Raw genomic sequence first — 19,943 nt, 5'->3', positions numbered from 1 at the left:
AACTGTAAAGCGTATATTGCAAGAACGGACTGACCGCTACAAGTCGGAACTGACCGACTCAGGCTCTAGTTACACGCTTGGCAACAAGACATTAACAGAGTGCGAATTAGTCCTTGAGTATGTTTGAATACATTTTAAGGAACAGTAGGATAAAAACATGCACTTATTTAAATTAACTGACGAACAACTCGCACAAATTCTTATCCCGAAACGATTTGTACCACCTACTCCACCTGAACATGAAGGCAAGAATATGGTCTATGTATTTGATAGTGAGGATAAGTTTGAACTGACTTATGATGAGCTGGTGGAAATCATTAGCAAAGCTAGAATGGCTGGTCCGAAGTTGATACCTGTCTTAGGCACCGTGAATTAAATTGTGCAGTGTTCGCACGCCACTTGAAACATAACTTGATTGGAAATGAATTTGGGCTGAGAAAAATTCAGTTCAAATTTAACCTGACGGGCACACTAAAAAATGGGTAATTGTCAGATCGAGTTTGGACTACAACACTTTAGCTCATCGATTTACCATACCGCTAATCTTCACACCATTTTCGTAAATCCAGCGATCAAACTGTGATACTACATTCCGCTTATTAATCCAAGTCAGCATGGTGCTTTTCATAAAGGCAGTTTACTTATAAACAGGGAAATTTCTAAACAATTCCCCTTTAACATGCTTAGGCTATTTGATCCAGAGTTCATCTTTTTGCATCATTTTTAACATTAAATTAAATATAACCAGCGGAGTAACATTTTTTTTGTTAGAGCCGACAACTCTTTGAAAACTAAATTTAACGGTTCGCTCAGGAGCATCCAAATTAACTGGGTAGTTTTGTTTTTCTAAATACAGATGATCTCCTAACATTGGCTCTATACCAGTAATAAAATTAACAATTTGTTGCTCATCACCTTTCATTCGGCATTGAAAATGTAGAAAATTCTTACGCAGTTTTCCAAATAATAATAATATTTTAAGCGCCTTAACCATGTTCTTTTCTTTCAGTGCATCTTGCTGCCTATCATCTTTATAATGAAAATCAAGGAGAGGAATTATTTCATCTGGACGAGTCAGTTTTTTAGCCTTTTCGTAAAGTTCATCAAACCAACTCTCTTCTAAATTCTTACTATAAACATAATTCGTTTTTAAATTAAATTTTTGGCGATCCATCCATTTAGTGCTCATCCATTGACATCGTTGCATCCATTCTTGAGCTTGGGTATCTTCGCTTAATCGACCTTCTCTAAAACTTATCAAACGTTGAAAAGGTGTCAGAGTACTCTTCTCTATACTAAACTTCTTTTCTTGTCGGCCAGCCATCGTAACTGGCTGTGTTTGCTGATAAGAATTAAACCATTTCTGCTGCTGAGTATAACGATTTAGGTTTATGTAGTCTGTACTTGACTTCACTGGACTAAAACACTGTTCTAATACTTTTTTTGAAATGATACACGGCGAATTATAAATTCGATCGACTGCTAATAAATCCAAAACATGAAGGTAATTTGAAGCCGTTTGCTCAATACTGCTATGCCCCATCCAAGAGGCGAGCACCTGCCATTTATGTTGAATAATCTCTTCTTGAGCACGTGCTTTCATACCAAACAATAAATCCCTCATCTTTTTTGCTTTTACCCAAGGACAATCTGTGTAGGTCTTGATCATTTCTTTTGAACCGAGCAAAGTTATTGCTAGATAGTTAGCAGCACTGTGGCGTAATGTATGAAAACTAAAGCCATGATGCATACCTAATATTTGACTAAACAAATCTACTGTAATTTTGCTGATACATTGATCAGTTAATACACGATGATTCACACTAAAAAGTAGATCATCCTGCTGATTAACCAAATATTGCTCATAACGATGTTGTATGTAACGTTGTACTACTAAAAACTCATGTTCTGACAATGCAATTTTCAATGGTATTTGACGATTCGCACTTCGCGTTTTCAGACGGCGATATGAATTGTCTTGGATATGAAGCGTGATATTATTAAAAACTGTATTTTCTTTTTCTTTATAAAGTAGCTCTGGGCAAATAATATCTTGTATTTTAAGACAACGAACTTCATTTAATCGAAGTCCAGTTCTATAACTTAGTAAATACATCAGCTTTAAACAACTCAGATGATCGACCCACTCTGATGCCGTTGGCTCTTGACTTAAATTTTCTAGTTTTTCCAATAATTTGCCAAATAGCAAAGGACTCACTAGCCGTGCATTGCAAATTTGTAAATGCTTAAAACTTGAATTCTGTAACACCAATACCCCTGGAGCATCATAATTCTCTATACAGAATTGATGAAAATCTTTTAGGCGACCAAAACGGTATTCTGCGCTTTGGTGCATCTTACGAGAGGTTTTTCCTTTCACCGAATCTCGTTGAACTGCTTTTTCATCACGTTCACTGCTGTATTTCAATAGCTGCCGATATAAATCCTCATAGTCATCTATGGATTGTTGCTTTAAATCTAATTTATTGAGCCAAATCTCAAATATAAATTCTTTGCCAAACGATCCTAAGTAGCTTTCAATAGTTGATAATTGAAGCCCTCGTTTTTTTAAATGCATTAACCAGTGAATTAAGCGTAGTTGAGCATCAATTAAAGACTTTTCCTCCGTATTAGCATCAACTATCTTCTCCTCTAACACCCTTCTAGTTTCTTGCCAAAAACGTAGCGTGCGTTCTTCTTTATTCCTCTTTTTATCTAAACGCTCAACTTTTTGACCTTTACGTTTCTTTTGACCAAACAACATCAACTCATACGGAATCGTTTGTAATTTGCTTTGAACAGTCGGAACTTCAGGAAGTAACTGCTCTTGTTCAAAATGAATAGGGCGATTATCTGGTTCTGTGACTTGATTGTAATCATTATTCCACAGCAATCTAAATTCGGATGGCCTTAAAGCAACAGTATTAATCTCTTGCTGAAGCACATTACTCAAAAATATATCTATGCTGAGGTTTGGATTAAATTCGAGTACCATTTGCACATCATTAAATGCACGAAATCCACGGCGTTTAATTTGATATTGCAGATCCCCAAGACTTTTTTTCCTGCCTATCTTACTCAAGCTTTCTAAAATACAATCTTCAACTGAATGTTGCAGACAAAATTCTTTCTGAGCAGCTTTCAACTTTTTTAAATATTGCAAAATGAACTGCGCATATGGGTTAAAAAAAACATGTTTCCATTGGTACAACTTTCCCTGTTCTACATCGTTGCCATATTGAGAGTTTTCAACACGATAATGTAGTAACAATGGATTAGTGATTTTTTTGTAGTCCGAATGGTATAACCGAAAACAATTCAGATCTGTACCAAGCTCAATGGCCTCCTGCAATTGCTTCTGAATAGCAATCAAATGCTGTTCATCTGCACAGCCTGAAATATATATAAAACTTAAGCATAAATTTCCCCATAAGTACTTTGGTTCATTCCAATATTCAAATGAATCTTGCCAATACTGCCTTAATTCCTTAAGTACATGGATATGTAGATGCCCCTGTTCTAACCGTGACTCTGTACTCTCAATTTTTCTAGGCAGTACGATCCGTTTAGTATGTGGATTTAGCTTAATTCTGTATGATTTTTTATCTACATTCTGGTTGAATTGCTTCCTTCTTTTATTAAATTCATCTTCAGTAAATTGCATCAGTTTTGATTGTTCGTCTCGGCTCAACTTTTGACTCAAACAATCAACACTATCTTTAATGTCATGCCATTTTTCAGCGATCTGCTGATCAAGTTTTTGCTGCATTTCTTTCGTCAATACTTCAGGTGGAGAAGGCTGTCTATCTAGCGACTTTTTCACCATTTTATGAATATCAACAAATAGATCATCTAGTTGTGGTTTTATTAGTTCTTTGATTTTTTGCATACAACTATTTTCGCTCTAAGTGTTTAATCGATAAAGATTTGACATTATCTTGCAATTGCTGGCGGGCTTGCTGTACATAGACATTCGGGATAAGTGAAGAATGCGGATGAAAAGCCTCTCGGTCACGTTGGTCATGACCATACAGGGCCTGAATTAAGTGAAAAGCTAATGCTGGTTTACCCTCTTGCTGCTCATGCATCAAAAAGTTCATGTCAAAATGACGTAACCAATTCGAATACATATTCTTTGGAAAGACTCCTTGCATATATGAATTCACCCATTTTCTCGATAAAGGGATTAACTTAATTTTCCTGCTCTGCCATTCTTTGACAGTTATCGGCAAGATATCTTTACTAAAAATGACCTTACCAAAAAGATCATTTACAGTTATCTTCTTCTTTGCAAAGACTTGTCTAAAAAATGAACCGTACGCTTCAATAATTTGTTCTAAAAAGGCAGTGTAATTTTGCAGTGTTTTTATGAAAAAATCAGATAAAGGGATAAAACGACCATCTTTTCTTGCTTTACTATTTTTTTTATCATTCACATATAAAAGCTTGAGCTCAACACAATAATCATCCAAATTCCCCAACAGGTTTTTTTTAGGCCGACTTGCCAAACTCAACAAACTGATATGCCACATCCAACACGCATATGCATTAAGTTGATTAATAATGTGCTTATCTTCTTGGATGTTTTCGTGACAATGTCTATGTAAAATATGGAATTGCTCTTTCACAAAATTGGGTTCAAGTGCCAGTTGGCTCCCTATCCTTCCTATAGATAATGCAGATTGCACTTTGAATTGTTGTTGCAATATTTTTAGTTCAGCCGTGTCTTCAGTAAAATGTGTGGAATGTGGTGTAAGTGCTTTTTCTAAAAAGGCTAGATATGTGCTACTGAGTTGAGTTTTCGGTAGCCCGCCATAATAGATACCAGGCATGTGATGCTGACTATCCCGCCCAGCAATTACATGAGCAAGATATTCATTATATGTTTCATAATATATATGAAAATATAATTGAGCCTGCAGTTTTTCTACAGTGATCGAACCTACAAACCGATTATCAAGCCAATTCTTAAGTTTCGTATTAATGTGTGTTGATGAAATTAGTGGATTCGATGCTTGTTCTATATAGTCAAACCAAGCAGAAGGTAAATGTAGTTGATGTGTCATCACTTCATTCCACCGCACATGATTTAAGCTCTTAATCTTCTGCTCTGTAATTTTAAGATTTAATTTGAGTAAATATTCGCGACGTCTACTTGAACCATTCTGGATCAAAATTCCATCTTGAATAAGCTCGTTAAAATCCATCAGTGCGACGGGTGATAATCCCGTCAAAAGTGACAATAAACATGCTGCAGCGATTGCAGCATCCCTCCAGTGCCCGGATAACTCGGTTCTCAACACATAAACAATTTGCTTCAGTATATCTGGCGCCAAATAATGTGGATTTGTAACAAAAGGAGCATGACGGCGCTGGCGATGCCGCATTAGATGCGTCGCATTATCGCTGAGTATATAATTTAAATTTTTAGACTTTTCATCTTCTGAATAAAACTCCATTTCAGGATCTAATAGATCAACTTCACCCTCTTCATCTTTGTGAAGAGCGGCATCATAAATACTAATCTTTGCGTTATGTCCAATATCTACTTGCTTACCCGTTTTAATTTCACGAAATTTTTTGAGTTCATTTTTCGTCGGCCATTGCAAAACTTTGCTTTTTTTTGACTTACGCTGACGATGAACTACACGACGATCATCTAGTCTTTTAAAAATTATTAATAGAGCCGATAAATACTCTATGACTTGTACTTGTTCGAAATCTTTAATATTAAAAAGTTGATTACGATCCTCTTTTTTCAAATTACGTTCGTACGTGACATAACAATTTAGCAGCTTACTACATTCATGAAATAATTCAGCATGATTAGAATCCAGCACATATCGTGAGACATAGCGTAATAGGTCACAAACATGTTTTTGCTTATTCTCAGCTTTATCAATTTTTGCAAATTCTTGATACTGCCGATATGTTAAAAAACTCGCTTGTAGAATCAAATAACGTTGCGATGACAGCTCTTGTGTATTACTAGAATCTGGACATGCAAAAAAACTCACAGCAGCTAAAAAAGAATACTTACCGATCTGTCTGGAGCCTGATATATAGCTATAAATTTGTTGTGCTAATTTGTATAGAGCGTAGACATCTTTATACAAATCATCTGATAGATCGACAAATTGTGTATTTACAATATCATCACGTAATAGACAATAATCTTGTTGATATTTTTCTGCTAAATCTAAGAATTGCTCTTGTGTTTCAATGTTTGGCATATTCATTTTCGCTTAATATTTTTATCACGTTGCATTGTTTAAATTCATTGTGATCAGAACGATTTGGTAAAAGTTGATCCTTTATTGAATTCTTTGTTAGCTTAAAAAATCTTGCAAAAAATTTAGCATCCAGTTCTTTCTGAGCTTTTCTTTCAAAGCACAAGTGTTGTTGTGATTTTTCGATAAAATCATCAAGATTATGTATCAACTGTAAGATTGCAACATAATTAGAATGCACACGTAAGCCTGGCTCCGTTTGCATCAATAGCAAGATTTTTTGCCAAATTTTCACATAGATTATTTTGAACTTTGCTTGTACTACTACTTTCTGACTCTGTTTAATCTTTTTGATTTTCAGTAGTTCTGAGTTAATTTTTACTATCTCAAGTTGAACATTTTTTCGGTCAAAGCAAAAGGGCATGATAAATTGCCCCATAAAAATTTCTATATTTTTTACCAAATAGTCAAATCTTAACATTTTTATCGATTTAAAAAATGAGCATATCTTTGTATATGAAACTTCATTTAATTTATCAACTAAATTTTCTCAAAATTACAATTCTCAACAAATACATACGGTTTGCTTATCTATGACGGTCTAAATTTTAAGAATTCTTCCACTTTTTTTTAGTTTTCTGTTATTACATGAAACAATACCGTTGTATTACATTTTAGAAATGCTGTGTATGCAGCATTGATCAAAAAGATTCTCTGCTATACTTACTTCACGTGTAGCATCAATGGAGTTTCGAAATGCTCAGAACCACTGAACAGAAAAGAAAATATATTCAAGCGACACGTTCGCAAAACTATCAAGCCAGCCTAAAGCTTGAAGGCATTACAACGACAGCTCAAACAACTCAACAAAGTAAAGCTGAAATCTTGCAAAAATATAAGAAGTATTCGCAACCCGAATCTTAGTCAGGTGCATGTATGGATAAATATGGGGAAATGGGTGACAGCCTGTATTGTTACCCTGGCACAAATATCCTAAAGAACAAACTCAATATTCGTGATGAACAAATTTTAGAACAAGCTGAACTAGAACTGTCTGGATTGGCAAGTAACTTAATTGAATATGCTGAACCACCTTACGACTTACAATACTTAAAATCAATTCATGCGCAGCTCTTTGGCGACTTATACGACTGGGCAGGAAAGTTAAGACAAATCGATATTTCCAAAGGTGACACCCGTTTTTGTAATTTTTCCCGTATTGAAATTGAAACCAATAAACTACTCAAACCGCTTCAAGAAAAAAAATACTTTCAAGGCTTAGCACCACAACAACTGATTCCTCAACTTGCCGACTTGTATTGTGAGCTTAATGTCATACACCCATTCCGTGAAGGTAATGGACGTACACAACGGATTTTCTTTGAGCATCTGATTGCTCATTGTGGTTATGGTATTGATTGGTCTCGCATTGACTCTCAACAACAATGGATTCAAGCCAATATTGAAGGTTTTTATGGTAATTTAAATCCATTAATTAAGATTTTTGAAATATGCTTTATTCAAAATACCTAAAATTTAAGTAGTCGAAGCCCACAATCCTTAATGAGCCATCATCTTTGCTTCAATCCACTGATTAATTTCCCAAATAAACCAACAATCACGATTCTTAGAAATCTTAATACTCTTCGGGTAATTTAGGATCGTAATATTCAGATTACTTATCCAGAATTGAATAGATCGTTAACTTAGATAGACTTTTAAGCAATGTAACTTGCCGCATGTTTATCAACATATGTCTCAAAAAAGTCTGCCCATACATAGATTTATGGTGTTTAGTGCTTAAATTTCAGATTAATCTTCGTCTGATGACCTGAATGGATGTTACAGATTACATGCAGGTGAATTACTCTGTGGCTGTATCATGGCTTTTGTGCAATCCAATCCATTTGATCCGAATGTTCTCTTTTGCAATAAAGCAGCCTCTTCTGCTTTTCCTGAACCAACGAACTATGTCATTGATTTGATTCAACCGACAACAGTGATGCTGAATCAAATCTCCAAAGAAGGGATTAAATGCAAGAAATGTGGTAAGAAAAAGATAGGGGATGGAAGTTATTATCCGTCTAATTGGAACCAGCCCATGAGTCGAGATCAGTTGAGTAAGAATCATTTTAAATGAATAAGAGAAGGATGGCTTACCTCACTTCTCCGAATAACAATGCTATGCTTTTCAACCAAGGTTATAAATTGGCAACTACATTTCATTCTTCTTCATGCTGGTCCTATAGCCTGTAGACAATTACTACATCATTTGCATTCAATGCTCAATACAGCCTGTCAGCAGAACCGCAGCGATACTTTTTTTCGTGCATACATGTAGTGTTTAAATCCATTCATTTTTCAATGATCCTCTGCCGTTTATCACATTTATGGTCGATCTTTAACCTTGTGAAAAATGCACATACCGATCCCTTCAAACTGTCAAATTTATGTATGCATGACATTTAAAGAAAATTATCTGATCAATTTTTTTAGGTAAAATTCATCAAGAAAAAAGTTATTATTATTCATAACATCACCAATAACCACATAAAAACAATAATTTAATAAATTATTCTTCCAATTTTTTTATATTTAGTGTTATTACCTCTAAATCCATGTTTACCACCTTCTATTACATAAGTAATTTAGAAGTATCCACGATATAAATTGCTTGCCCTCACACCTCTCCCCTCTCACGCCCAAAAAATTTATACTGAAAGGCAGATTAAGCCCGTTCGAGTTACATATAGCCGCATGCTATATTGAAAGCATTAAGAAAATATCCTCAATATTTATAGGATTTTTAAAGTATGAACTAATTTTCGAAGAACCCTTTCTAAGTAATGTGACCTATTAGGAAAAATGAAAATACTGAAATCTCCGTATCAACAATCAGTCAAAGTACATCCTGATGATTTTCTGTAACCGATACCCAAGGACTATACCTACCCTTCTGATGTGCTGTGCAACAAAGCCCTCCTTAGCCACACTATAGCTATAGATTAATTCCATTATTTTGTGATTTAATTAAATTATTCATTCTTAAGACCCAATTTAATGGATTTATATTTCACTAAACCAGAAGAAGTTGTGACTCTTTTAGGTGAGCGTTTACGTAAGCAACGACTCTTTCTGGAGATGTCTCAAGCTGAGGTAGCAGCACGCGCTGGTGTCGGCGTGAATACAGTTTCGAATCTTGAAGCGGGACGAAATGTATCTGTTGAAAATTTAGTCCGTATTGCAATGGTCTTGGGTCGATTAAACGAACTTCAGGAACTATTTAAACCTCAGCTTAACAGTGTGAATGACATTCTTCGCTATGAGAGTCAAAGTAAGCGCCACCGTATTAAGAGGAAGGGATAATGCTCAATAGACTTAATGTTTATTACAACGGTTGGGGCGAATCATGGTTATGGGGAACGCTGATTAGTTCAACAGCCACGACAGGTAGACCCACCATTGCTTTTGAATATAGTCCAGAAGCAATACAGCAAGGTGTTGAGCTCTCTTCTTACTTGCTGCCTTTAAAAGGTCTACCATTCAGACAAGGTTTTCCTACTCATCAAATGGGACTCCCAGGTCCAGTCTATGACGCTTTACCAGATGGTTGGGGCATGATGTTGATGGATCGATATTTCAAAAAAATTGGCTTAAATTCAGCACGAATTGGACCTTTGGAGCGTCTGACCTATATTAGTAGTCACGCAATGGGTGCCCTCTCCTTTGAACCTTGTGTTGCTGACATGCAAACCTCAGAAAATATCCCTTTACAACAACTGGCCCAGGAAGTTCAAGAAGTACTCAAAGGTGAAGGTGGTGAATTTCTACAGCATTTATTGGTCATGGGTGGCTCCCCTCAAGGTGCCAGACCAAAAGCGTTGGTTTACCGAGATCCTGTCAATTTAGAGTTTTCGACTCAAGATTCTGATCAACATGAAGCCTGGCTGATTAAGTTTCCTGCTCAGCAAGAGCATCCTGAAGTCTGCGCCATTGAAGCCGTCTATGCAGAATGTTTGCGACTTTGTGCAATTGAGACTCCAGATACCCATTTCTTTAATTTGCCCAATGGTTTAACGGCTTTTGCTTCTAAACGATTCGATCGTCAAAATGGTATGCGGATTCCAATGCAGAGTTTGGCTGCATATACAGGAGCAGACTATAAAGTTCCAGGTAGCCTAGACTATCGCAATTTTCTCCGGGCAACCTTGATGTGTACGCAAGATGTACGAGAAAGATTGCATGCTTTTAAACGTGCTGTGTTTAATGTGCTTTTCAATAATCGGGATGACCATACTAAGAACTTTTCATTTCTCATGGAGAAAAATGGTCAATGGAAATTGGCTCCAGCCTATGATGTGACCTTCTGCGAGGGTCCAGGTGGTTATCATCAAATGGACATTATGGGAGAAGCGCTCAATATTTCCCGAAATGACATACATAAACTCGGTACTTCAGAAGCTAATCTGACTACTCTAGAAGTCGATGAGATCATCTTGACCATGCGTGAAATTGCACTTCAATTTAGTCAAATTGCGCAGCGCCTGTATCCCCATCAAATTCGAGAATCTACCCTACAGATGATTCAATCACGGATTCAACAGAATATTGATTTTTTAACTGAAACCTAAGCGTAAATATAAACTAAGCGCCAACCATCAACTGCAAATAGACTTTGATATAGTTAGTCGCTACATAATCTGTAGAACCTGTGAATTAGCTCTCTTTATAATCACGAATATTAGATGGATCACCGCCAAGATATATTCTGCAAACGTGAAATCACTACATCCAGATCGAAAATCACTAAGAAAAAACTGTCACCAAAAAAAGGTCTGCACTATGGATAGATGCAGACCAAACTCTGGATAACTACCAGCACGAGAAATATGTCGCAATTTTGCATAGACATGAATTTGATAAAATCAGCCCAGAAAGCCAGAAATTCATAAAAACTATTTCATCAATCCCCTATAACTTAATCACGTTCATGGTCGATCTTAAATCTTGTGAAAAGTACTCATGCTGACCTAGCCAAACTGTAAAACTCATGTATTCATAGCCTTTAAATGAATCTTTCAATCGGTATATTTAAGGTAAAAACTAGTAATCAGAAGTTATTATCACCCCCATATAAAACAAGGATCAACTTAAAAACAATAACTTAGTAAATTATTCTTCCATTTTTTTTATATTTAGTGTTATTTACTGTAGTCATTAGAACACTCTTCTTTGGAATACTCTGAAGAAAACTGTAAGGTTGTAAACAGACCAAGTTACAGCGAGTAACTGATTCAGAAAAAGGCTGGTTGTATGGTGAAAGTTTAGAGTTACTGTTCTAATGTTTTAAACAAATGTTTTGTTAAAAAGGAGCAACATATGAAATTTCACATCGCTAATATGACTTGTGGTGGTTGTGCACGCGGCATTACTACCGCAATTAAAGAGCTCGACTCGAATGCCTCACTCGATATTGATTTACAAAACCGTATTATTGAAATCAACACAACGGTGAGTCAGGATCAAGTCATTGCCACTCTCAGTGAGCGTGGATTTACAGCTGATCCTGCTTAATCTCTGTTAGAGTAACAGTGGGAATTCCTTACCACTTTTACTCTCTTATTTTCCTCATCGTACAGATAAAACCTGTACTTGCTTGAAATAAAAGTAATCCCTGAATTCCACCTAATCTTGGTTCGAGCTGATCTTCGCATATAGAACTCAGCATATCTAAATGATAGAGATCGTATATGAGTACCGAAATGACTGATACGCCACACTACAGTGAAACATTAGAGATTGAGGGGATGACATGTGCTTCTTGTGTAGGCCGTGTGGAAAAAGCTTTAAAATCTGTTGAGGGTGTTGAATCGGCTCATGTAAATCTGGCTACCGAAAAAGCAGTCATTTATGCGCATCAACCACTTGATCGCGCTACTTTAATTAAAGCCGTAGAAAAAGCAGGCTACGAAGGGCTTTGTTGCATAAATATGTAAGCATCTGATTTAAATAAATTTAATTTTGGATCAAAAAACAATCAAAACTTTTAAAATCATATAGTTATGAAATCTTTGTGCAACAAAGCCCTGAATCCATAAGAGTTCCGATCAGCAGTGGTCTCCGCGATGGGTTCCAAAGCCAGCAGATGGAGCGCCTGCATGGCCCGGCATTTCATCGTGGGTATCCCGAGAGGTCTCATCTTGCCATTTTTCTTCGGAATAAGGACTCTCCGAAGCGGAAGGGGCGTGTAACCTCGCCTCTTCAACGACATCATCGCACCGGTCTTGGCCTTGGGTGTATTCCAAGTCACCTTGTCGACCCCAGCCGTGTTTTTGCCTTTGTTTTCAGACACTCGTTTTACGGCCAATGCTTTGCCACTAAACGAGTGAGTCAGCAGCCATTGCAAAGCTTTCGCCTTGTTATACCTGCCGTCTTGTACCGCCTTCACAATACGCGCTTGCAGCCCTCTGACATGACGCTGTACAGCAATCCAATCGATGCTGTCCCACGATGTGCTGGAAGGCGCACACGCTGATACTGCTGCGTTCATTTGCTCTCCCTCCATTAAAAGGGTTCTACACACTCTCTTGTGATGAGAGACCATAAGGACGTCAGCCCGCTTTCGCGTGAGGTAATGTTTCAACCTCTATCCAACCCATTACAGACTGGCATTCGCTTTTTCCTCGTTCCTTCGCCCGCATCACCATGGGCAGTTTTTGCAAACTGCTTTCCCAATGGGGGTAATACGGGATTTCCACGTTCCGCTTACTGAAGTACATCGGCTTAGGTGCCTGCTATCGACCGGGAGGCGTATGGGTCACGAATGCGTAGTAGAAAGACGCGATTCCCACCTCCATTACCGTTTTGGTTCGAGCGTATTAGCCATTTCCGCTCGTTCAATTTAACGATCGTTGCGCAGATTCACATGTGTTCACCATACCGATTATCTAGCCCTTGTCCGGCTATGGCTGCCAGAAGAGTACGCCTCTCACGATTGATACCCCGCACCTTGCGGTGCCTCGTTACATTGTCGAAGGCGCTCTTTATTCAGCCTTCTAGATTCACCCGGTGACACGGGTGGTTCCCGCAGGGGGAACAACTTCATTAAGCGACTTCGTGTCGCACCTCTACCCAATTATTGCAAATCGGTAGATTGCCATCATCCAAATAGCGGCTTAAAGCTGGCCAACGCTTCAGAGTGTAATTGATGGCCTTGGCGGTGGGAGAACTCGATGGCACCGTCAGATGATGTTGGTTGAGCCATTCATATAGTTGTTGCATCACTGGTTGACTATGCTGTTGTCGGTATTCGCGGCGGTCTTCCGCTGTACCATCGGTCTTTTTCCTGAGCTCTGCTTCTATCGCATACAGTTTCTGAATCAGCACTAATGCCTGTTCAGCGACCTGACTTTTCCCAGTTACATGCAGTTCATGGAATTTACGACGTGCATGGGCCATGCAGCCCACCTCAATGACCTGGCCTGATTTAAAGCGTGCTTTATAACCACTGTAATCATCACAGACTAGATAACCCTGCCAGCCTTTCAAGAACTCTGCAGCATGCTGGCCTGAACGACTATCCTGAAAGTCATAGATCACCGCCTGAACTGGATTGTACTGTGTGGTGGCATAGGCCCAGACATAACCTTTCTTCGGTTTTTTATCATTCTCACCCATCCGCATGATGGTGACCGGTGTTTCATCTGCATGCAGCACCTGCTGTTGTAGTACCACCTCTTTTAAGGCATTGGCCAGAGGCTCCAGTTCTACACCGCAGCGACCTATCCAGTCAGATAACGTTGATCTAGAAAGCTCGATTCCCGCCCGCTGATAGATCAGACGTTGACGGTACAGCGGCAAATGATCGGCATACTTCGATACCAGCACATGGCTGAGCAATTCAGGTGAAGCAATGCCTTTATCAATCACATAGGCGGGCATCGCTTGCTGAGTCAGAGTGTCACACTGATCACAGACCCATTTACCACGCACATGCTGTTCCTTATAGAACTGTGCCGGTCTGAAATGCAGTTTTTCACTGACATCTTCGCCGATACGACGGAGTTGGCAGCCACAAGCACATTGGGTTGATGCAGGTTCATGCTCAATACGGATGGTGTGTAGATGATCTGGCAGTGGTCGACGTTTAGGTTTATTGGTTTTGGCTTTGTGTGTCACTGCATCGGTTTTATCTGCATTTAGCCGTTCCAGTTCTAGATCAACCGCGGCAATATCTTCTTCAACCGCTTCATCCCACAGATGGATTTGTTTTGCAGTGAGATGTTCGTTTTTACTGCCGAATTTGTGCTTTTTAAACAGCGCCAGTTCATGCTCGTATTTTTGATTGAGAATAGAAAGATGTTGAACTTTAGAATCTAATTGCTGATTGGTGACTTCAAGATGTTGAACTCTGGCATCTAATTGCTGGTTTGATTGTGCCAGAGACTGATGCTGCATCGCCAACTGCCGGGTAAATTCCAGCAGTTGTTCATGGGTCAGTTGGCTTAAGTCAGGCAGCGTATTCATGACCGCAGTATGCCTGAGGTCATGAAGAGAATGAAATAGAACGTTTGGAGAATAGCAGAATAGCCGAGCTTGGTTTAGAGCATTGTTACCACTTGCTGTCGTCCAATGCGCTGCCAGGGCAAACCCTGGATTAATGCCTGTAACTGTTCCGGGTTGAGGACCACGGTTTCACCTTGGTGAACTTGAGCCCAGTGGAATTTTCCCTGTTCCAGCCGCCTGGCACACAGCCAGATGCCCAGTCCATCATGTACCAGCACTTTCATACGATGACCACGTTTATTACAGAACAGGTAGGCGCAATGCGGTTTGATGTAGCCAAAGGCTCTCACCACCTGAGCCATGGTCGTATCCATACCTGCACGCATGTCCATGGGCTGGGTAGAGAGCCAAATTTCATTGATACGGATCATGTTGCCAGTGCCTTGAGTAATTCTGCCAAGGCAGGTATTTCTGATGTCTGCCATTTTAGCTGAATATCATTATTCGTATGAGGCACGGTGATACACAACGTGATCCTCTCATCAATAGGTTGGCTGATTGCAGCAGTGTAAGGCAAAGCAATAAATGCTGGATTCACATGAGTAGGATCCTGCACGGCACCATCATGATGGCTGAAGATCCTGATCCAACGACTGACAAGGTTGGCATTAATACTATGTTGCAGTGCGACCGAAGCGATCGAGGTATTAGGATTTTTGCAGGCATTGACAATACTGAATTTGAATTCTTTGCTGTATGTTCTGCGTTTTTTAGCAACAGGAGGTGTTGCTGAATATATATCCATGTTCATAGATTAAGTCCCCACTTGTTTTTAGGTGGGAACTAAATTAAGGCTTATAGGATCGCTTGGTAAGGCTGTGTTAGCTGGATGCTTACTTTCTTTTACCTTAATAACGTATTTTTTTAACGGCAGCATACCTTTTGAAACACCACCAAATTATTTATGTTCCACCAGCACATATACTTCCCTATCGAAAAATCTGATAAGAATTGATTATTTTGATACAAAACCTGAAAACTGGGAGTGCTTATATGGACATATATAATATTTCCGGATAAATATAAAACTACTCCACAAGAAGAAAGGCAGAATTTAATCTCAGTCCGAAGTAACAGTACTCTCAAAGACCAAATGTAAAGAAGCATACTTAAGAAAATAAATTTCAATAATGCATGAGGATGTAATTAGTTTCAGGGTGCTAAGAAAGTGTAGCAACTTGCTACACTTTTTCGCTTTTTTGAATCAGCTGTTTTAAGAAATCTTCTAATTGTAAGAGACTGGCTTCGTCAATTTCCGAGATATTCAGAGAAACCTTAAGCTGTTTTTGATTCAGTTTGATATTCCCCGCAATCTTACCGGCATATTCAATTTTTCTGACCACGGATGTTGTGGTCAGTTTTTCTGGATTCTGACTCAATAGTTTTTCAGCATAAGTAGTAACTTTGCTTTGCTCGAGTTTTTTGTCTTTTAATTTTTCCCAAGCTCCGAGTAAGGCCACTTCGGCTTCAGAGAGTTGTTCAAGATGATCCGATAGAAATTTTTTGAATGCAGTTGCAGCAGTACGGCCTAGCAAGCCTGGTTCCACATCAAGGTCATTTAAAATTGCTTGCGGCAGTTTTTCGTATGCTAAATACTTGTACATATCTTCGCGATTTAAACCCAGTGAATTGGCTAAACGTTGCTTGTTTTTCTTTAATTTCTCATCAAGTGAGTTCAGGCCAATAAAAATCTCATAATCTGTCAGATCCTGACGCTTTAAATTCTCTGCCAGGGTTAACAAAGATGCTTCTACATTATTTGCATCAATTATAATGGCTTCAATCACAGACTTTCCGAGTAATTGATGTGCCCGTAAGCGTCGCTCGCCTGCAATCAGTTCATATTTCAGATTATCCAGTTTACGCACTGTAATGGGCTGCAAAAGGCCGATTTCATTAATAGAATCCGCCAGTTCTTTTAACTGTGACTCTTCAAATATTTTACGCGGCTGGTTTGGACTTCGGCTGATATCCTCAATAGGGACATTACGTCTAAACTCTTTCGGCTCTTTAATATTGTCTTTCTGTGCTTGCTGATGTTTTTCTGTATTCTGTTTCAGTTTCTGAGCTAAAAGCTCTTTGGTGCTTGCCATAATGCTCTCAGGTTTTAATTTTCACTACAATTTCATTGGCAAGGCTTTCAAAAGCCTTACGTACTTTTGAATTTTTTTCTACTTTCAAAAGTGGTTGTTGCAGAATCGCTGCTTGATTGACTTTAGTACTTTGAGGAATTGTGGTTTCTAAAATTTTACCTACCTGTTTCAAGGCTTCATCCCGAATCAGCTTACAGACATTCTGACGTTCATCATGCTTAATTAGTAAAGCGCCTAAAAGCTCTAAATCTGGATTAATACGTTTGATTTTTTCAAGATGATTTAAAAGATCTGTTACCCCATACAATCCATATTGTGATCCTGATTCGATAGGGATAATGACATGTGTTGAAGATGCCAAGGCATTGCTTGTTAATAATTTAAGGCTAGGTGGACAGTCGATCAATATAAAATCATAAAGATCTTTTAATAGTTTTAACTTGATATTTAACTCTTCAGAAGGACGGGGAGCTTCTTCTTTTAGTTGATCTTCAGTTTTTCCTAAATTTAAGGAACCATAAATTAATGATACTTTTTCAAAGTTCGTTTCTTCTTGTAATGCATCTGCCAACAACGAAATATCGCCCACTAGTAATTCTGCTGTAGTGACAGCAATTTCGCTTGGATGTTGGATCCCAATGTGTAAACTTGCGTTTGCTTGAGGATCTAAATCAATGACTAAAACTTTGTAGCCAAGATTGGCAAGTTCTGAGGCTAGGTGTACAACAGTCGTTGTTTTGCCACATCCGCCTTTATGGTTAGCAACAGTAATAATTTTTGCAGACATGCGTGTCAGATGCTTCCTTATTTCAATGTTTAGTAATATAAATAACTTTCATTCATCTTACTATAGTTTTTAAATTTATAAATCCTATTTATTCAGCTGTAAAACAACTTAAAAAATAAATTTTTAACTAAGCTAGCTTAATTAAAAATTAGAATAATTAGTTATTTAGCTAATTAATAATTAGGATCATATTTTTATTATATAAAACAAGTGCTTGTAACTTTAAAAGTGGAAGGTTTGTCACTATAAAGTGGAAGGTTTGTCACTATAAAGTGGAAGGTCTGTCACCGTAAAGTGGAAGGTCTGTCACTATAAAGTGGAAGGTTTGTCACTATAAAGTGGAAGGTCTGTCACTAGGGTGGAAGGTTTGTCACTACTATTTTTATAACTGCTATTTTTATTTAAAAATAATTTAAAAAACAAATATTTAAGCTGTTAATAAAGTCTCATAACTAAGCTTTAAAGGTGGAAAGATTGTCACTGTATCTTCTTAACCTGTGGATAATCTGTTTTTATTGGATATTTCCTGATGATTATATGTGCAGTTATACCTTTTAAATCTAACAAAAAGGTGGAAGCCTTGTCACATCAGGGTTTTTATCTGACTTAACCTAACTAGACCTGAATGAAAAAAGTAAAAATAGACCTTCTGAACTGTAATTTCGAGACTAAAGGTGGAAGGTCTGTCATCATGGGGTGGAAAGATTATAATTAATTCCACTTTAAGTGCAGGAAATCGGCTAAAATGCTTCTTTTTGATGACAAACTTTCCACTTTTAGAATATTGTGGTGAAAGTCTTGAAAGTTTTTCCACTTTTGTATATAAAAACTAAGTTAAATTATAAATATCACGGTTATGACAGAATCTGAACCATTGCAAGAAGAATCGAATTATATTCCTTACTGTATAGGCAACATTCGCCATAATGGCGTTGTCAGTACCAGTAACCGTTTAATTCGCCCAATCGAATTATCAGCCAATGAATATAAGGCACTTTTATATGCAATGGCGGTTGCGAATTATAGTGAGAAAAATAGGGTAGATGGTGAAATTACCGAACAAACTTATATTTATTTGTATAAGGATGATTTGGCAGATTTACTAGGATTAAATAAACGTAATTCAATTAATGTTGCAATAGATCGGATTTATAAAGAGCTTTCATCCCGGGTAGCTCATTTTATTATTGAGGAGCCAGCTGATAATGGTAAGAGAAAGACTAAAAAAGTACATTCTGTCGTTCCCATTATCCGTGAGTTAAGATGGGAAGATGATTCTAAAAATGCGATTCAGATTCGTTTTACCAGTGAGGTGTTGCCGTATTTCACTCAACTGGCTGGGGGTAATTTTACTACCTATCAGCTAAAACATCTTTTTGCCCTAGATTCTGTTGCCAGTATGAGTCTTTATACTTATTTCATTAAAAACGAATTTAAGTACGCCAATCAAAAGAGTTATGAAGTGCCATTACTTTTAGAAAACTTGAAAGCACTGATTGATATTAATGAAACCAAATATGATCGCTGGGTAGATTTTAGACGCTATGTATTAGACAAAATAGTGGCAGAAATTAACGAAAATACAGATCTACAGTTAGAGTATGAAACCGTTAAGAAAGGCCGTCCAATTGTAGGTGTGAATTTTAAACTGCATCATCGGATTGCTGATAAGGCACTGGATGAATTTGCAGTGATTGAAAAAATCTATCTTGATGTTCCATTTGAAGACAATGCATCCGTAAAAGAATTAGGGGCTAAATTCGATATGAATGTACGTTCTTGGTATATTTTTAATAATGATGAAAATTATCAGCAGTTCAAGAAGTGGTTTAAAAAAGTAGGATGCCTCACTGACTCTCAAGCAAATATTGTCATTAATGACACTTTATTCCAAATGGATTTTGCTGAAATTGGTATGGGGTTGAATGACTTTAAACGAAATATGAAGCATAAACTTAAAAGTAATCCGGAATTCGTCCATAGTATTCGTGAAAGACTGAATGATATTTTTGGTAAAGAGTTGATCTAGCGAAAAGTGTAGCAACTTGCTACACTTTTTAGATATATGTTCGTAAAGAATACAAGTGGTAAGGACCTTAGGATAAAAACGACTCTGTTGCATAAAGTGTGAAAATTGAGACTGAACCGTACCGGGTTTGTCGGAGACCAACTTTCTTGAGAGAATGTTCCAATGACAAAACCAAAATATACCCCTGAAATCAGAGAAAGAGCGGTTCAATTATTGATTGAATCTGAAAAAGATTATCC

Annotated in this window: 16 protein-coding genes and 3 pseudogenes; 9 read left to right on the top strand and 10 right to left on the bottom strand. The window is 37.7% G+C overall.

Going from position 1 to position 19,943, the window contains the following annotated elements; all coding sequences use genetic code 11:
- Positions 1-157 precede the first annotated feature (157 nt).
- A complete protein-coding gene (locus FTU09_RS12615) occupies positions 158-376 on the top strand; it encodes a hypothetical protein (RefSeq protein WP_000550047.1) in 219 nt (72 codons plus the stop codon).
- A gap of 144 nt (positions 377-520) precedes the next feature.
- On the opposite strand, the gene FTU09_RS13960 is transcribed toward FTU09_RS12615, so the two are convergent.
- Genes FTU09_RS13960 through FTU09_RS12600 form a run of 4 tightly spaced genes read right to left on the bottom strand, consistent with a single transcriptional unit; the run spans position 521 to position 6,711 of the window.
- A complete protein-coding gene (locus FTU09_RS13960) occupies positions 521-628 on the bottom strand; it encodes a hypothetical protein (RefSeq protein WP_372551473.1) in 108 nt (35 codons plus the stop codon).
- A gap of 60 nt (positions 629-688) precedes the next feature.
- Positions 689-3,889: a site-specific integrase gene (locus FTU09_RS12610; protein WP_127800785.1), complete on the bottom strand. Its 3,201-nt coding sequence runs from the start codon at positions 3,887-3,889 to the stop codon at positions 689-691.
- A gap of 4 nt (positions 3,890-3,893) precedes the next feature.
- Entirely contained in the window at positions 3,894-6,233 is a 2,340-nt protein-coding gene (locus tag FTU09_RS12605; protein WP_127800787.1) for a hypothetical protein, read from the bottom strand.
- Complete coding sequence (locus tag FTU09_RS12600) at positions 6,220-6,711, bottom strand: hypothetical protein (RefSeq protein ID WP_000943375.1); 492 nt, start codon at positions 6,709-6,711, stop codon at positions 6,220-6,222. The genes FTU09_RS12605 and FTU09_RS12600 overlap by 14 nt, the downstream gene beginning before the upstream one ends.
- Positions 6,712-6,986: 275 nt before the next feature.
- Between FTU09_RS12600 and FTU09_RS12595 the strand changes: the two genes are divergently transcribed.
- From FTU09_RS12595 to FTU09_RS12565, 7 genes and pseudogenes are all read left to right on the top strand, one after another.
- On the top strand, positions 6,987-7,154 hold the full coding sequence (locus tag FTU09_RS12595) for a YhfG family protein (protein WP_000946583.1): 168 nt from the start codon (positions 6,987-6,989) through the stop codon (positions 7,152-7,154).
- Between the two features lie 12 nt (positions 7,155-7,166).
- Positions 7,167-7,763 (top strand): putative adenosine monophosphate-protein transferase Fic, encoded by a 597-nt coding sequence (locus FTU09_RS12590; protein ID WP_179990952.1) that lies wholly within the window; start codon positions 7,167-7,169, stop codon positions 7,761-7,763.
- 349 nt (positions 7,764-8,112) lie between these two features.
- A complete protein-coding gene (locus tag FTU09_RS12585) occupies positions 8,113-8,370 on the top strand; it encodes a hypothetical protein (protein ID WP_004726728.1) in 258 nt (85 codons plus the stop codon).
- A 920-nt stretch (positions 8,371-9,290) separates the two neighbouring features.
- Positions 9,291-9,596 carry a helix-turn-helix domain-containing protein gene (locus tag FTU09_RS12580; protein ID WP_000366814.1) on the top strand — a complete coding sequence of 102 codons (306 nt, stop codon included), beginning with the start codon at positions 9,291-9,293 and terminating at the stop codon, positions 9,594-9,596.
- A complete protein-coding gene (locus FTU09_RS12575) occupies positions 9,596-10,861 on the top strand; it encodes a type II toxin-antitoxin system HipA family toxin (protein ID WP_000934717.1) in 1,266 nt (421 codons plus the stop codon). Before FTU09_RS12580 ends, FTU09_RS12575 begins: the two co-directional genes overlap by 1 nt.
- 748 nt (positions 10,862-11,609) lie before the next feature.
- Positions 11,610-11,804, top strand: a complete 195-nt coding sequence (locus FTU09_RS12570; RefSeq protein WP_179990953.1) for a heavy-metal-associated domain-containing protein — start codon at positions 11,610-11,612, stop codon at positions 11,802-11,804.
- Between the two features lie 176 nt (positions 11,805-11,980).
- A pseudogene (locus FTU09_RS12565) lies at positions 11,981-12,202 on the top strand (cation transporter); the annotation flags it as partial.
- 113 nt (positions 12,203-12,315) lie between these two features.
- Here the strand turns inward: FTU09_RS12565 and FTU09_RS12560 are convergent.
- From FTU09_RS12560 to FTU09_RS12535, 6 genes and pseudogenes are all read right to left on the bottom strand, one after another.
- Positions 12,316-12,780: pseudogene (locus FTU09_RS12560) on the bottom strand (reverse transcriptase N-terminal domain-containing protein); the annotation flags it as partial.
- Positions 12,781-13,355: 575 nt separating this feature from the next.
- Positions 13,356-14,756 (bottom strand): annotated as a pseudogene (locus tag FTU09_RS12555) (IS66 family transposase); the annotation flags it as partial.
- Positions 14,757-14,830: 74 nt separating this feature from the next.
- Positions 14,831-15,166: an IS66 family insertion sequence element accessory protein TnpB gene (gene tnpB, locus FTU09_RS12550; RefSeq protein WP_179990954.1), complete on the bottom strand. Its 336-nt coding sequence runs from the start codon at positions 15,164-15,166 to the stop codon at positions 14,831-14,833.
- Positions 15,163-15,546 (bottom strand): transposase, encoded by a 384-nt coding sequence (locus FTU09_RS12545; RefSeq protein WP_179990955.1) that lies wholly within the window; start codon positions 15,544-15,546, stop codon positions 15,163-15,165. Before FTU09_RS12545 ends, tnpB begins: the two co-directional genes overlap by 4 nt.
- A gap of 430 nt (positions 15,547-15,976) precedes the next feature.
- Positions 15,977-16,888, bottom strand: a complete 912-nt coding sequence (locus FTU09_RS12540) for a ParB/RepB/Spo0J family partition protein (RefSeq protein WP_119879449.1) — start codon at positions 16,886-16,888, stop codon at positions 15,977-15,979.
- A 7-nt stretch (positions 16,889-16,895) separates the two neighbouring features.
- The gene (locus tag FTU09_RS12535; protein WP_179990956.1) at positions 16,896-17,675 is read right to left on the bottom strand and encodes a ParA family protein; all 780 of its coding nucleotides are present in this window, start codon (positions 17,673-17,675) and stop codon (positions 16,896-16,898) included.
- 856 nt (positions 17,676-18,531) lie between these two features.
- On the opposite strand from FTU09_RS12535, the gene FTU09_RS12530 reads away from it, so the two are divergent.
- A complete protein-coding gene (locus tag FTU09_RS12530) occupies positions 18,532-19,704 on the top strand; it encodes a replication initiation protein (protein WP_127800989.1) in 1,173 nt (390 codons plus the stop codon).
- Positions 19,705-19,943 lie beyond the last annotated feature (239 nt).

The organism is Acinetobacter sp. YH12058 (genome assembly GCF_013419805.1).
GTDB classification, from domain to species: domain Bacteria; phylum Pseudomonadota; class Gammaproteobacteria; order Pseudomonadales; family Moraxellaceae; genus Acinetobacter; species Acinetobacter towneri.
This window is presented reverse-complemented; position numbering and strand designations above follow the sequence as displayed.